We start from the raw sequence: 14,154 nt of genomic DNA on the forward strand, positions 1-14,154 counted from the left end.
CCATACGCTGATAAGCTCTCGCGGACGCGCACCATCTCCCCGTCCACCGTGTATAGTGCATTGGTACTGGAACGGGGATGGTGAACTCCGTGTGCGGCATCGCGGGCTGTGTCAATTGGGAACGAGACATCTCTCTACAGGCTGATACTATCAGAAGCATGGGCTCGGCGCTCGCGTGCCGGGGGCCGGACGATGAGGGGCTCTGGCTTTCACAGCGCTGCGGATTCGCGCACCGGCGGCTCGTGGTCGTCGATCCGGCGGGCGGAGCCCAGCCCATGTTGCGTCACCGCCCCACCGGCGGCGCGTGCGTCATCGTCTACAATGGCGAACTGTACAACACCCCGGATATCCGCGACGACCTCCGCGCGAAAGGCTGGACGTTCCAGGGGCATTCCGATACCGAGGTGCTGCTCAAGGCCTACATAGAGTGGGGCCCGCCGTGCGTCGAACGGTTCAACGGTATTTTCGCCTTCGCAATCTGGGACGAGGCATCGCAGAGCCTGTTCATGGCCAGGGACCGCCTCGGAGTCAAGCCCCTGTTCTACGCCCAGCGCGGAAGCGCTTTCATCTTCGGCTCGGAACCTAAGGCGCTGCTGAGGAACCCCCTGGTTCAGCCCGAAGTGGATGCCGAAGGGTTGGCCGAGGTCTTCGTCATGGGCCCATCAAGGACCCCCGGACACGGGGTCTATCGTGGGGTATCCGAGCTGAAGCCCGGGCACGCGTTGCGGCACGATGCGACCGGTACCCGGGTGACGCAGTACTGGCGCCTCGAATGCAGGCCGCACGAGCACGACTTCGACACGTCCGTCGCTACCATCCGGGGGCTCCTCGAGGATACAGTGGAGCGGCAGCTCGTGTCCGACGTCCCTGTCTGCACCCTACTCTCCGGCGGCATTGATTCCAGCGCAGTAACGGCATTTGCGGCGATGTCGTTCAGACACGCGGGTCTAGATGCGCTCCACACCTACTCCGTGGATTACGTCGATAACGACAGGCATTTCCGCTCGGACGCATTCCAGCCCGACGCGGACGGGCCGTGGGCGAGGCTGGTCTCGGAGCAGTTCGGCACCCGGCACCACGTGGTCATGGTGGACACCGGTGAGCTTGCGAAGTGCCTTACCAGGGCTGTCCACGCGCGCGACCTGCCTGGCTACGCCGACATCGACACCTCCCTGTACCTCCTCTGCCGCGAAGTGAAAAAGGGAGCTACAGTCGCGCTGTCCGGCGAGTGCGCGGACGAGATATTCGGCGGTTACCCGTGGTTCCGCCGCGAGGACGACCTGCGGGCCGGGACATTCCCCTGGATGAGAAAACTCCAGCAGCGGACGAGACTGTACTCCCCCGCGCTTCTCGATTATGTTCGGCCCGAAGCGTACCTCGAGCGGCGCTATCGTGAGGCGCTGGACGAGGTCCCCCGCCTGCCGGGCGAGGACCCCCACGCCGCACGGATGAGGGAAGTCCTGTACCTGACCCTGACCAGGTTCATGGCTGCCCTGCTGGACCGCAAGGACAGGATGAGCATGGCGGTCGGCCTCGAAGTCCGCGTGCCGTATTGCGATCACAGGCTCGTGGAATACGTCTGGAACATCCCCTGGGCGATGAAAGACTGTGACCAGCGGGGTAAGGGAATCCTCAGGCGCGCGCTCGTGGGGGTGCTGCCCCAGGACGTGCTCGCCAGGAGGAAAAGCCCCTACCCGAAGACCCACGACCCGTCTTACCTCGCCAGGGTTCGCTCGCGGGTACTCGATATCCTCGACGACCCGGCGTCCCCCCTCCTCCCCCTCGTTGACGCGGAGGCCGTCCGGCATTTTGCGAACTCAGACGCCGGGACGTTCAACCTCCCGTGGTACGGCCAGCTCATGACCGGACCGCAGCTCCTGGCATACCTGATACAGGTGGATACCTGGTTGAGGGACTACCGCGTCATGATAAGGTAGCCTGCGCCCGCCTGCGCCGCCCACTCCGAGGCCACCTGCGCCGCTTGCGCCACCCGCGCCGGAACTCCCGCAGCCACGGATACCCAGGAGGGAATCCGGGGACACGACGGTGAACCTAGAGAAGAGGCTCATACTTATTCCGTGGGGTGAGTTCCGGTGGCAATGGCCGCGAAGATCAACGAGTACATAACCTTCGACCCCCTGTCCATGCCCGAATACAGGGACAGGGCGTTCGGCGGGGGTTCCCTCGGCGGCAAGGCGAGGGGGCTGATATTCGCCCAGGAAGTCCTGAAGAAGCACAAGGACGAGATACTGGCGAGGGTCGACATCCCCGAAAGCTTCTTCGTCGGGACCGCCGTCTTCGATCAGTTCATGCGGATGAACGACCTCTGGGACGCGTATCCGAGCCGCCTGCCGTTCGAGGAGATGGAGCGGATGTTCCTGCAATCCCACCTGCCACCTGAATTCGAAGCCCATCTGGTAGGAATTCTGGAGAGGATCCGCTACCCACTGGCGATCAGGTCATCGTCGCTCATCGAGGACAACATCAAGTATTCGTGCGCGGGCAAGTACCTTACCACGTTCATCCCGAACTCCGGCACCGAAAAGCGGCGGTTCAGCCAGCTGAAGACTGCCATCAAACAGGTGTACGCCAGCACTTACGGTCCGAACGCCGTGGCGTACAAGAAAAAGCACGGGCTGAGCGGCGATAAGATGGCGATCATCATCCAGCGCCTCGTCGGGAAGGAGAGGGGCGGCCACTTCTACCCCGAGATCGCCGGCGTCGGGTATTCGAAGATGTACAGGCGCTGGACGGAACGGATCCGCAAGGAGGACGGCGTGGTGCGCATCGTGTTCGGCCTGGGCACGCGCTGCACGGGCCGCGGCTACGCCCGCACGATATCGCTGACGAACCCGCTGCTACGCGCGGAGGGGCACAACCCCTACGAGATCGCGAAATACTCCCAGGAAACGTACGACGCGCTCGAGATGGTGCGGTGCGGATTCAAATCCTACAACATCAACGAGCGGCCCGAGACCATCACGTACCACCCGGGGATCGGGAAGTACATCCAGGTCTACTCCCAGCGCACCAACGAGCTGAGGGCGATGGATGTCACCGGCTCGCTCGGCCCGGGCGAGAGGATGGTGTTCTCGTTTGAGAATGTCGACAGGTACTATCCTCAAATGTTCAAGCGCATGAAGAGGCTGTTCGAGGTGCTCGAGGGAGAGATGGGGATGCCCGTCGATATCGAGTTTGCTTACGAGCCGGAGGAGGACATGTTGAGTCTTGTCCAGGCCAGGCCTCTTTCGAGCCTGGAGGAATACAGCCGCGTGACCATCCCGGCATCGGTGCGCGAGGATGACGTGATCCTCAAGGGCGACAGGATGCTTGTCAACGGCAAATTGGAGGGGGTCACCCGGCTCGCGTGCGTCGACCCCGACGAATACCAGTCAGCTCAGGACAAATACGCGGTGGCCAGGGCGGTGGGGTACGTCAACGACTCCCTGAGGGGCGAGCGCTACATCCTCGTCGGCCCCGGACGCTGGGGTTCGACTAACCCGCAGCTCGGGGTGCCCGTACGATACAGCGAGATAGCAGGCGCCGGCCTGCTCGTCGAGCTCGGCGTCAAGAAGGGCGGCTTCGTGCCCGAACTGTCGTATGGGACTCACTTCTTCGCCGACCTGGAGAGCGACGGCGTACTCTACCTGCCGGTGTTCGACTCGATCGACACCAACATCTTCAACAGCGAGTGGTTCCGGAGCGCCCCGTACGAGGAGACCGATCACCCCGCCGTGCGCGTGTACAGGGGGAAGTTCTCAGCGTTCCTCGACGGCGAGGCCAACGTGGGAGTGATAGTCAAGGAGGCCTGAACCGCCCTTACGGAGAACTTCTTGACGCCGCCACAGGCGAAGGACTCGTACGGAGGCAGGACCGGTGAAGGTACTCGCAGTATTCGGCAGCCCGCGTAAGAACGGGAACACGGCGAGGCTCGTTGAGCGCTGTCTCGACGTTTCACGCTGAGCCATCACGGCGCCATCGCGCCGTTCGCGCGGCCGAGTCTCCGCGCCGGTGGGCGCCTGGTATCAGCCCAGCCTACCCGTAACGTAGTCGTTGGTCCTGGGGTCCTTCGGGTTGGTGAACAGCAGCCTGCTCGGCCCCGACTCCACGAGCTCCCCGTTCAGCATGAACACCGTTTCGTTGGATGCGCGCGCCGCCTGCTGCATGTTGTGGGTCACGATGATTATCGTGTAGTCCTTGGCCATCTGCGCCAGCAGGTCTTCTATCCTCAACGTCGTGAACGGATCCAGCGCCGAACAAGGCTCGTCCAGGAGCACTATCTCGGGCCTCGTCGCAATCGCACGCGCGATGCAAAGCTGCTGCTGTTGTCCCACGGAGAGGTCCAGCGCCGGCCTGCGCAGCCCGTCCTTCAGATCGTCCCAGAGGTTGACCTCCGAGAGAGCCCTGCGGACGATGTCCTCCAACTCAGCCCGGGATGTAATGCCGTGCACGCGCGGCGCCACGGCCACGTTGTCGAACACCGTCAGCGGGAACACGGTGGGGCGCTGGAACACCATTCCCACCCGCCTGCGCAGGTCCATCACGTCGCAGTCGGCAGCGTAGATGTCGCGGTCATCGACGAGTACCTTGCCCTCCACGCGAGCACCGGGCACCCGGTCGTTCATCCTGTTGATGCACCTCAGCAGGCTGGACTTCCCGCAACCCGACGGGCCGATAATGGCGGTGACAGACTTCTCGCGAAAGCCTACCGTCACGCCCTCGAGGGCGAGGTGCTTACCATAGTACAGCCTGAGATTTTCGACCTTCGCCTTGAACTGTGTCTCCATCAGCCCAACCTACCGCTGACGAAATCCTCCGTCAGCCTGTTCTTGGGATTGGTGAACACCTCTTTCGCGGGGGCTACTTCGAGAAGCTCCCCCTCGAAGAGGAAACCCACGCGCGAACCCACGCGCGCCGCCTGGTGAGGGTTGTGGGTCGCAAGGATCAGGGTGTACTTGCCGGTGAGTTCCCTGAGCAGGTCCTCGATCTTCAATGTGGATATGGGGTCGAGCCCCGACGTCGGCTCGTCGAGGAGTATTATCTCCGGGTCGAGGGCGAGCAGCCTGGCCAGGGCGAGGCGCTGCTGCTGACCGCCCGAAAGCCTCTCGGCGCGGTCGTCGAGCCTGTCCTTCACCTCATCCCACAGCGTCGACGCTACCAGCGCGCGCTCGACCTTCTCCCCTATGGTCGCGCGGGACGTCACACCGGCCCGCCTCGGGCCGAACGCCACGTTCTCGAAGATGCTCATGGGTAGAACCGTCGGTACCGCGAAGACCATTCCCACCCGCCGCCTGAGCAGCGTCACGTCGATCGAGGAAGCATATACGTCTTCCCCGTCGATCCTCACGGCGCCTGACGGTTTCCCGGCCTTGACCAGGTCGTTCAGGCGGTTGAGGCAACGCAGGAGCGTGGTCTTCCCCGCGCCGGTCGGGCCCATCATCGTGAACAACTCGTTCTCCACGATCTCGAGGTTGATGGACTTCAGCGCCTGGATCTTCCCGTACGAATATCTGAAGCCCTCGAACGCGATCTTGGCGCTCACGCCACCAACCCTCCCCTCAAGACCTGTTGGAGAACCTGGCCATGATGAGGTTCGCAGCAACCTCGATGACCAGAACGATGAAGAGCAACACGGCGGCCGTCCCGTACGCGTTTGAGAGAGAGATCCCTTCCCTCGCCAGGACATAGAAATGCACCGGGAGGGTTCGCACCGGGTCCATGATCCCCCTCGGCAGCCTGAGAGATGACCCGGCGGTGAAAATCACGGCGGCGGTCTCCCCCACCGCGCGGCCGAGTGCCAGCATAACCCCTGTTATGATACCAGGCAGGGCGCTCGGCAGCAACACGTGCACGACAGTCTGCCACCTGCTCGCGCCCAGCGACAGGCTTACCTCCTTGTACTCCCGGGGGACCGACCGTAGCGACTCCTCGGATGTGCGGATGATGGTGGGCAGCACCATCGTCGCCAGCGTGAGCCCGCCCGACAGCACCGACCAGCCGAACCGCAGGAACACCACGAAGAATAGGAAGCCGAACAGGCCGAATATGATCGACGGGATCCCCGCGAGGCTCTCCGCGCCGAACCGGATCACCTTGGAGGCACGCCCTTCCTCCGTGTACTCCGTGAGGTATATAGCGCTGGCAATGCCCAGCGGCGCGCTTATGGCCAGCGCCACAATGGTGAGCGCGAGAGTCCCGACAATACTGGGGAGTATGCCGCCCGCGCGCCCCATCCGCTGGGGCGCCTGGGTGAGAAACTCCAGCGTCACGACCGATGCGCCCTTCACAAATATGAAAACTATGATGAAAGCCAGCGCAACGAGCGCGATCCCTGTGGCCGTGGCGACCAGGCCGTAGGCGAACCTGTCCACTGCCTTCGGTATCTCCACCCTGCTCCTCTTTTCCCTGCGGGCAAGGCTCATGCGGACTTAACCCTCCGAACCCTTTTTGCCCCCGTACGCGGCGCCGCGCGAGATCACCATCCGCGTGAGGAGGTTCAGGCACGCGATCATGACAAACAGCACGACCGCGGTGGCGAACAGCGCGTCGCGGTGACGCCCCGCAGCGTACCCCATTTCCAGGGCGATGTTGCTCGTGAGAGTCCTCACCGGCGAGAGCACGGAACCTGGCATCGCGGGGGCGTTCCCCGCCACCATCAGGACCGCCATCGTTTCGCCGAGCGACCTGCCGATACCGAGGATGATGCCGGCGATTATGCCTGACGACGCCGCGGGCAGCAGGACCATGCGTATCGACTGCCAGCGCGTGGACCCCAAGGCGGCCATGCTATCGCGGTAAGCCACTGGAACTGCGCGGAGCGACTCGAACGAGACGCTCGCAATGGTAGGAATTATCATTATGGCCAGCACTATGGCCGCCGCAAGCGCTGAGAACCCCGGCGTCCCGGTCGCCTGCCTGATCGCAGGCACGAGGGTAGTAAGCCCGATGAACCCATAGACAACCGAGGGGATCGCCGCCAGCAGCTCGACGAGGGCCTTGAGAAACACGCCCATGCGCCCCGGCGCCATCTCGGAGAGGAATACGGCACATGCGACGGCTATGGGTACCCCGATAACGAGCGCGCCGACCGTGACCACCACAGACCCCGCGATCATGGGAAGGATGCCGAACGTCGTGCGGCTCGGCGACCACACAGTCCCGAGGACGAAGCCGAGCGGCCCCGTCCTGAACAGCTCCGGGACTCCCTCCCTGAAGATAAACCCGGTTATCAGCGCAAGCGCCGACACCGCCGTCAGGGCGCATGCGAAGAGTACTCGTTCGATTAACCACTCCCGTTTCGTCACTGTCGCTCTCCTGTTTTCTCGCGTATCAGGCCGTTTTCTTCGAGCACGGCCTGACCGTGGTCTGACAGCACGAAATCGATGAACTCCTTCACAATCCCCGCGGGCTTGCCCCGGGTCGCGAATATGAACGGCCGGACGATCTTGTACTCGCCGCTCCTTGCAGTGTCGTGTGTCGGGGGTACCCCGTCGAGGGCCACCGCCCTGACCCTGTCGTCCACCAGGCCAAGCGAAACGTAGCCGATGGCGTTCGGGTCCGACGCGACGGTCTCGAGGATGGCGCCGTTCGAGTCCTGCACGACCGCGGAACTCATGACCATGCCATCGCCGATGACGGTTTCATCGAATGAGCCGCGCGTTCCGGAACCGTCCTCCCTCGTGATGACGTGGATGGGCCGGTCCGGTCCGCCGGCAAACCGCCAGTTGCGGATCTCTCCCGTGAATATCCCCCTCAGCTGGGCGGTGGTGACTCCGCTTACGGGGTTCGACGCATGCACGACCACCGCGATCGCATCCGTCGCGATGGTCACAGGGATAACGTCGGCCTCCTCCGCCTTGAGGCGGCGCGACAGCATCCCGATCTGAGCGGCCCCGCTCTTCGCAGCCCTGTAGCCGGTGCTGGAGCCGCCGCCCTGGACATTGACGCTGACCCCGTGGTGATTGGTCATGAACTCCTCGGCCAGGATCTCAGCGAAGGGTTGGACCGACGTTGAACCCGCAAGGGTTAGAGTGGTCCTGGAACCTGAGGGTGAGCATCCGCTCAGGACAAGCGAAGCGGCGACCAGTAACAGTCCTATGTTACACGCTGCAGTAAGAGCATCACGCTGAAAGGCCATAACAATTTGTTATTCGACCACCGCGCCCCTGACACCTGCTTGAGCGAAAGGTAAATCGCCCGCCGTGAATCAGGCGGGCGATCCGGACGGTCAGTCAAACCGGTACTTGAACCGGCGTAGCGGAGGTGAGTCGCACGGCTTGCGGCGGATGGTTTCTGTCATCTGAGCGCGCGAGTCACCTTTTTCCTGTAAACGAGCGAGGTATATGTCGTGCCATCGATCCTCTCGTACCGGATCCCGGCCAGCTGGTAGTTCTGTTTCCGGCGGAATTCGAGGGAAGCGAAGTTCGGACTCGGTGCAATCACCGTTTCCGCGAGCATGTTCTCGACACCGTGCAATCTCAAATCGTTGAGCAGGCGTTCGTACAGGAGGCTGCCGATCCCCTGCCCGGTCATGCCCGCCATCACGGCGGTCTTCTCGACCACGACGAACCTCTCGATATCGGCGGCGTCGAACTCGGGGTGCCAGTGGATCTGCGACAGCCAGCTGGGGTTATGCTGCAGCCAGCGTTCTCTGTCGTACGCCATGAGGAACCCGCACACACGCCTGCCCTCAGCCACGTAGAAGAAATCGGTATCGGCCATCCCTGCGGCGATGTCCTCGAGAAATCCCAATGGATCCGCCGCGTAGTTGGTGATGAGGAACCCGAGCTTCGGGTCTTTGACGGAGTTTCCGACGCTGCATGCGACCCGCACGATGTCGTGAATATCGGCGCGCGTCGCCTTGCGGACTCTTACGGGCTGCCCGGCCGATCTTGGGACGGAGCGGGCAGTTGTTTCAGCAGATAGATTGCCGAGCATAGGACTACCTCCTCTTTCAACGCTTACGAGGTTAGCTGACGGGTTCGGGTCGAAAGAGTTAACCCTACTCGCGCCGTGGCGCGAGACTCACCCCAAAAACCTGGGTTCCCCGTTCCTCATCCGAGGATTAAGCGTTGTGTGATCTCTCTTCTCAACAAACCCCGTTGTCGGCTACGCATCACCGTCCTTTGAACGTGCGCGCGCAGGACCCTGTCGCGCCGCGCGTGTTGGACTAGTAATGATATTTTACCACACAAATGGCTCGTCTGGAAACCATGACGCAGCCCTCGAGAGATGTGTTCCCTGAGGTGGTCGTGCTGGAATTCAATTGGAAACCCGCGGCGCGGGCAATTCCCAGTTGGCTTTGAGGTACTCGTGGACCCGCCGGGACAAGGCGGATATGACGTCGCAGGCAGCGTCCACGGATGGGACGTCTTTAGACATAACGGCGAGGACGTAATTGATCTCACCATCCCAGACGATCCCCACGTCGTTCACGGACCCGGGCCACGTTCCGATCTTGTTGGCCACCTTGACCTGGGGCGGCAGGCCGGCGGCTATCCTGTCCTTGTGCTCCGTCTCGATGAAGTACCCGAGGAGTTCATCGCCGAGTTCTCCCCCGTCCTGCGAGAAGCGCCAGAGTCGTTCCGCAAACAGCCCGAGGTCGGCGGGGCTGGACACATTGGATTCGACGGGGAGCACGGCCGCCCCGGATCGCGTCTGGTATTCGAGGAACCTGTCCTTCCCAAGGCGACGGACAAGCATGTTGCCGGCCACGTTGTCGCTTTTCACAACGGCCAGTTCGGCCAGCTTCCGCAGGCTGAATTGAGAACCGTACCTGTATCCCACGATTATCCCCGTCCCGAGCTCGCGGTCTTCGCGGGTGTACTCTACCTTCTCTTCGAGGTCTATCTCGCCGGAGGCGGCCATCTCGTAGAGCATCAGCACGAGCGGCATCTTGTAGCAGCTCGCGGCGAAGAACGCCTCCGAGGAGCGGATATCCACGACCTGACTGGTCCCCAGCAGCTTGAAGTACACTCCGTACGTCCCCTTTGCAGAGCCGATGGCGTCCAGGATCTCCGACTTGAGGCGCGCGGTATCGATCTCCGGGAGCGCAGGCTGCGGCTCCCGCGGCGCGGCCGCAGGCGTGTGTCCGTACACCTTTACGAACACCACCAGCAGCACCGCGATGGCCCCAAGACAAATCGCGAGCCTGGCGTGGCGGGATGCCTCTCTCGTCACTTGTTGACCCCGCCTGCCTTGATGGCGCAGTTCACGCCGGCCACCCGGTGAGCCACGGCGGCCCGCACTCCGGCCGCGGTTGAGTTCGGTATAGGTCAGGTGGTATCTTGTGCCGGAGTCCATGGTCGCGGCGCTTGCACCTCCCGATACTTGTTTCAATGTCCACACAGCGTTTTCCTACCCGTATTCCCCACGGAAGGTGGCCGCGCCCAAGTCCTCGAATAGCCGGATCGGTATCCGGCGCCGGGGCATCGTTGCGTGGCGGGTGGCAATGATGAAGATCGCGGGTGCATGCAAAGGGCGCGCAAGGAGATGGTAGGAATGGAGTCTCTCAACGTGATCGCCATACAGGTCGGTTGCGGCCCCGACAGGCGCGACAACCTGGCGCGAGCCCTCTCACTTCTGCGGCGCGCGCTCCAGCATTACCGGCGCGTGGATGCGGTCGTCCTCCCCGAACTCTTCTACGTGATGCCTGAGGACCTTGCGGACAATGACGCTGCGGCCGAACTCGCGGCCGGCCTGTCGAAGGCTGCCTCCGAGAACGGCGTGTGGATCGTGGGTGGAACCGTGCCGCAACGGGTCGCGGGGGGAAAGACCAGGAACTACTGCATGGTGTTCGATCCGCACGGTTCAAACGTCGCAGGCTACTGCAAGACCCACCTGTTCGACGCCCTCGACTATGCCGAATCGGAGACGACCGAGCCGGGGGAAGGGCTGATCACCTTCGACATCGGCGAGGTCAAGGCCGGAGTCATCGTCTGCTACGAGCTGCGATTCCCCGAGATCATAAGGACGCTCACGCTGAAGGGAATCAGGGTGCTGTTCGTGCCTTCGGCGTTCATGTCCCCCCGCCACGATCACTGGGACACCCTGATACGCTCGGCGGCGCTGCAAAACCAGATCTACGTCGTAGCGGCCAACCAGCTGGGAAGGTACGGCAAGCATGTCTTCTTCGGCCGAAGCATGGTTGCGGATCCCTGGGGCATCGTGGTGGCGCAGGCGTCCGATCACGAGACGTTCGTGGGGGCTGCGCTGGATTTCGACTACCAGGACTCGGTACGCTCGCGGCTTCCGGTGTTCAAGCACCGCCGCCCCGACCTGTATTCAGTATAGGTTGGGTGCGTCCTCACGCCAGGGGTTAGCGTGCGAGCGAGCCGATCAGCGCTTTGACCGCTATTCCAGTGCCAAGCGCGATGAGGGCGCTCGTGAGGGTACCTATGAGGTAGTACTCCGCGAAGTTCTGCTTCTCCATCTCCCTGAGCCTGGAGAGGGACTTGGCAGCAATCACAAACCCTATTGAGGATATTGAATTGGCCAGTACCAGAGTCAGTAGGATTGCCCGTTCCAGCACCCCGATGTAGGCACCCGACCGGACTGTGACATCCCCCGCGCTATCCGTCAAGGGCTTGTTCAGTACACCGGATGCATCCAGCACCTTCCGCACGAGAATGGCCCCTCCGAACACCGCCAATACGTAAGCAGTCGCCATTAACAGGACGGTGTCAGCCTTGTGTGAGAGGAAGACCTGAACGCCTCGGGGGACGGCCATAGACCAGATCTTTTGATAGGCGCTCACGATCCCCGGGTTGACAGGCGGGTCAAGGAGGTTTGCGGGTATCGTTATCGTCGCAATGTGTAGTGCCTGGTCACAGGCGAGTGATACAACAACACCACCCACCCCAACGTGCCGTGCCGTCAGGCCCACGCGTACGAGAAAGTCAACAGTCACGTGTAACGCCGCCACAATTAATGAGTATATCAAGCCAGGCAGCGCGTAGGCGTGAGTGGCGACGAACGTACACACCAGGACGTGAATCCCGTGCCTGATGTAAGCGTACTGACTGCGGCCATCTTTGCCACGGGCTATCTCGTCAGACTGCAACACGAAGTCGGCTACGCTGTGAGCAAGGTATCCCAGCAATGCCAACGTCATTTGGGCACCTCACATTTCACCCTCCACAGGGCGAAATGGTCGTTTTCGCCCATAGGAGGGCAAACGCACGCAAGCTGCTCGCCGAGGGCCCTGAGCGCGACTTCCGCCTGCTTGATCGTCTCCCATCTGGCCGCTCTACATCGTTTCGCTATGCTTGTCAGACCGACGCCCAGGAGTTCGGCGGCCTTCTTGTATGTGCCCTCAGTATCGTAGGCTTGTACGGCTTCCCATTGGCCGTCGGTCCATCTTCCCTGTATGGCGTCAACAAGGGACCACATCGCACTGGCTATTAGATCAAACGTCTCGTTGCCCGACTTGACAGCCGTGCCCGAACCGCGGGAATTCAGGCAAGTCTCCAGGGCCTCCCTCGCCAAGATGAACGGCGGGCCGCTGAGGTCCCAAGGGCTCGAGGCAGATGGAACGTCGTCTAGCAGCCCGATACCGAGCCCTACACGTATCTTGGCTGGTCTCAGAACATACCTTAACCGCCTGACAAGGCCAGGATTCTGTAGCCATCCCTCTGTCACAGCCTGGATCTCGTCCCCTCGAGAAAGCTCGAAAGGCGTGAGAAGACTTGAGCTTCTCATGCCAGACACCTTCCGCTTCCACGTATCCATCTGCCCTGTGAGGTTCCGCGACCCTATTACGTCTGCGGTGATGACAGTGACTCTCCGCATGGCAGTCTCCCTTTTGCCCTCCTACGGGCGAAACCGTCAAGTTCACCCTTGGATGGGCTAATTGGGGATTCTGCGGTAGCCGCCGTATTCCCTTTCCGCTGGATGCCCTTTCCTCTGACCTTCCGCGCTGTCCCCACATATTGTGTCACTGCAACAAGGGGGATGAGGAGGCTTAACAGTCATGTTTGTGAACCGTCAACCAGGCGGCCGGGCGCGGGGCCGTGCGGCGTCAACCCACGGTCTCCGTCCGCTGTTCGCCACCGCCCTGCTGCTGGTCATCCTCGCGGTGTCACTGGTCCTGCCGGGGTGCGTCCGGGCGCCCGAGCCGCCCAGGGAAGCGCCCAAACCTGCTCAACCGGCGCAGCCACAGCCGCAGAGGCCCAAATGGTGGGGCGGCGTGGAACCGCTATCGCCCGCCGTGAAAGTGAGAGCCGGCCTCAAGGGCGTCCCGTCGGACGGCGGTGTGCTCATCGCCAAGGACCGCGGATACTTCCAGGACATGGGCCTGGACGTCGAGATCCTCAACTTCAACTCCGGGCAGGAGATCATCAACCCCATGGCCGCGGGTCACCTCGACGTCGGCCTCGCCGTTACGGACGCCGCCCTGTTCAACGCGATCCTTCGAGGGCTGCCGATCAAGATCGTCGCCGACAAGGGAACTAACATCCCGAAACGCCCCTATTACCACCTCGTGGTCAGAAAAGACCTGCAGGACAAGATCAAGGACTACAAGGACCTCAATGGCAGGAAGCTGGCTGTCGTCGGCACGGGGTCCCTGGACGAGATCTGCCTCGACAGGGTGCTGAAGAAGGGCGGCATGAGCACGAAGGGCAACGACATCGATCTGGTCGTCATAAAGGCTTTCCCCGACATGCTTGCCGCCATGGCCAACAAGTCCATAGACGGCGCAATGCTCATCGAGCCGTTCATAGTGAACGGCGTGGAGAAGGACATCTGCGTCCGGTGGAAAGACCCCTCGGAGTACGAGCCCGACGCGCAGATCGCCATCGTGATATACGGCCCCAGCATGACGTCGAAGCCGGAGGTGGCGAAGCGGTTCATGATGGCGTACCTGAAGGCTCTCCGCGACTATAACGACGCCTTCATCAAGAACAAGGGCGTTGACGCAATGATAGACACGTTGTGCAGGGTGTCGCTCACGAAGGACCCCGCGCTCTATCGCAAGATGAACCCCGCCGGGTTGAATCCCAACGGCTACGTGAAGGTCTCGGGGATCGACGCCGACCTCGCCTGGTACAAGGACCGCGGGCTGCTCAAGGGTGAGATCAAGGCCGCCGACGTGGTCGACCACCAGTACGTCGAGTTCGCGCTCAAGGCCATGGGCAAATACGAGTGAACCGGGCG

Annotated in this window: 13 protein-coding genes; 4 read left to right on the top strand and 9 right to left on the bottom strand. The window is 62.3% G+C overall.

The genetic code is table 11. The features are described 5' to 3' along the window. The first annotated feature begins 89 nt into the window (after window positions 1–89). Both asnB and HPY55_05795 read left to right on the top strand, forming a co-directional pair. Complete coding sequence (asnB, locus tag HPY55_05790) at window positions 90–1,937, top strand: asparagine synthase (glutamine-hydrolyzing) (protein ID NPV70142.1); 1,848 nt, start codon at window positions 90–92, stop codon at window positions 1,935–1,937. 207 nt (window positions 1,938–2,144) lie between these two features. After that, on the top strand, window positions 2,145–3,812 hold the full coding sequence (locus HPY55_05795; protein NPV70143.1) for a phosphoenolpyruvate synthase: 1,668 nt from the start codon (window positions 2,145–2,147) through the stop codon (window positions 3,810–3,812). Window positions 3,813–4,025: 213 nt separating this feature from the next. Here the strand turns inward: HPY55_05795 and pstB are convergent, their stop codons facing one another. The 7 genes from pstB to HPY55_05830 form a co-directional block, all read right to left on the bottom strand. Further along, window positions 4,026–4,787 carry a phosphate ABC transporter ATP-binding protein gene (pstB, locus tag HPY55_05800; protein NPV70144.1) on the bottom strand — a complete coding sequence of 254 codons (762 nt, stop codon included), beginning with the start codon at window positions 4,785–4,787 and terminating at the stop codon, window positions 4,026–4,028. Further along, window positions 4,787–5,542, bottom strand: a complete 756-nt coding sequence (locus HPY55_05805; protein NPV70145.1) for a phosphate ABC transporter ATP-binding protein — start codon at window positions 5,540–5,542, stop codon at window positions 4,787–4,789. Before HPY55_05805 ends, pstB begins: the two co-directional genes overlap by 1 nt. Before the next feature lie 16 nt (window positions 5,543–5,558). Further along, entirely contained in the window at window positions 5,559–6,422 is an 864-nt protein-coding gene (gene pstA / locus HPY55_05810; GenBank protein NPV70146.1) for a phosphate ABC transporter permease PstA, read from the bottom strand. Window positions 6,423–6,428: 6 nt separating this feature from the next. Then, entirely contained in the window at window positions 6,429–7,304 is an 876-nt protein-coding gene (pstC, locus tag HPY55_05815; protein NPV70147.1) for a phosphate ABC transporter permease subunit PstC, read from the bottom strand. Then, complete coding sequence (locus HPY55_05820; GenBank protein NPV70148.1) at window positions 7,301–8,137, bottom strand: phosphate ABC transporter substrate-binding protein; 837 nt, start codon at window positions 8,135–8,137, stop codon at window positions 7,301–7,303. Before HPY55_05820 ends, pstC begins: the two co-directional genes overlap by 4 nt. 158 nt (window positions 8,138–8,295) lie before the next feature. Continuing rightward, complete coding sequence (locus tag HPY55_05825) at window positions 8,296–8,937, bottom strand: GNAT family N-acetyltransferase (protein ID NPV70149.1); 642 nt, start codon at window positions 8,935–8,937, stop codon at window positions 8,296–8,298. A gap of 324 nt (window positions 8,938–9,261) precedes the next feature. Next, on the bottom strand, window positions 9,262–10,179 hold the full coding sequence (locus HPY55_05830; protein ID NPV70150.1) for a serine hydrolase: 918 nt from the start codon (window positions 10,177–10,179) through the stop codon (window positions 9,262–9,264). A gap of 321 nt (window positions 10,180–10,500) precedes the next feature. Between HPY55_05830 and HPY55_05835 the strand changes: the two genes are divergently transcribed. Beyond that, on the top strand, window positions 10,501–11,292 hold the full coding sequence (locus tag HPY55_05835) for a carbon-nitrogen family hydrolase (GenBank protein ID NPV70151.1): 792 nt from the start codon (window positions 10,501–10,503) through the stop codon (window positions 11,290–11,292). A gap of 25 nt (window positions 11,293–11,317) precedes the next feature. On the opposite strand, the gene HPY55_05840 is transcribed toward HPY55_05835, so the two are convergent. Together HPY55_05840 and HPY55_05845 are read right to left on the bottom strand one after the other, a co-directional pair. Beyond that, the gene (locus HPY55_05840) at window positions 11,318–12,112 is read right to left on the bottom strand and encodes a DUF3307 domain-containing protein (GenBank protein NPV70152.1); all 795 of its coding nucleotides are present in this window, start codon (window positions 12,110–12,112) and stop codon (window positions 11,318–11,320) included. Continuing rightward, the gene (locus HPY55_05845) at window positions 12,109–12,789 is read right to left on the bottom strand and encodes a hypothetical protein (GenBank protein ID NPV70153.1); all 681 of its coding nucleotides are present in this window, start codon (window positions 12,787–12,789) and stop codon (window positions 12,109–12,111) included. Before HPY55_05845 ends, HPY55_05840 begins: the two co-directional genes overlap by 4 nt. 250 nt (window positions 12,790–13,039) lie before the next feature. On the opposite strand from HPY55_05845, the gene HPY55_05850 reads away from it, so the two are divergent. Next, complete coding sequence (locus HPY55_05850) at window positions 13,040–14,146, top strand: ABC transporter substrate-binding protein (protein ID NPV70154.1); 1,107 nt, start codon at window positions 13,040–13,042, stop codon at window positions 14,144–14,146. Window positions 14,147–14,154 lie beyond the last annotated feature (8 nt).

This window comes from Bacillota bacterium, from assembly GCA_013178305.1.
Classification (GTDB): Bacteria; Bacillota; Sulfobacillia; order JABLXB01; family JABLXB01; genus JABLXB01.

Bases quoted from the DNA above. Each gene is read 5' to 3' on its own strand.
- HPY55_05795 (NPV70143.1), top strand. From the start codon at position 2,145: ATGCCCGAATACAGGGACAGGGCGTTCGGCGGGGGTTCCCTCGGCGGC.
- pstB (NPV70144.1), bottom strand. From the start codon at position 4,787: ATGGAGACACAGTTCAAGGCGAAGGTCGAAAATCTCAGGCTGTACTAT.
- pstA (NPV70146.1), bottom strand. From the start codon at position 6,422: ATGAGCCTTGCCCGCAGGGAAAAGAGGAGCAGGGTGGAGATACCGAAG.
- HPY55_05820 (NPV70148.1), bottom strand. From the start codon at position 8,137: ATGGCCTTTCAGCGTGATGCTCTTACTGCAGCGTGTAACATAGGACTG.
- HPY55_05825 (NPV70149.1), bottom strand. From the start codon at position 8,937: ATGCTCGGCAATCTATCTGCTGAAACAACTGCCCGCTCCGTCCCAAGA.
- HPY55_05835 (NPV70151.1), top strand. From the start codon at position 10,501: ATGGAGTCTCTCAACGTGATCGCCATACAGGTCGGTTGCGGCCCCGAC.
- HPY55_05840 (NPV70152.1), bottom strand. From the start codon at position 12,112: ATGACGTTGGCATTGCTGGGATACCTTGCTCACAGCGTAGCCGACTTC.
- HPY55_05845 (NPV70153.1), bottom strand. From the start codon at position 12,789: ATGCGGAGAGTCACTGTCATCACCGCAGACGTAATAGGGTCGCGGAAC.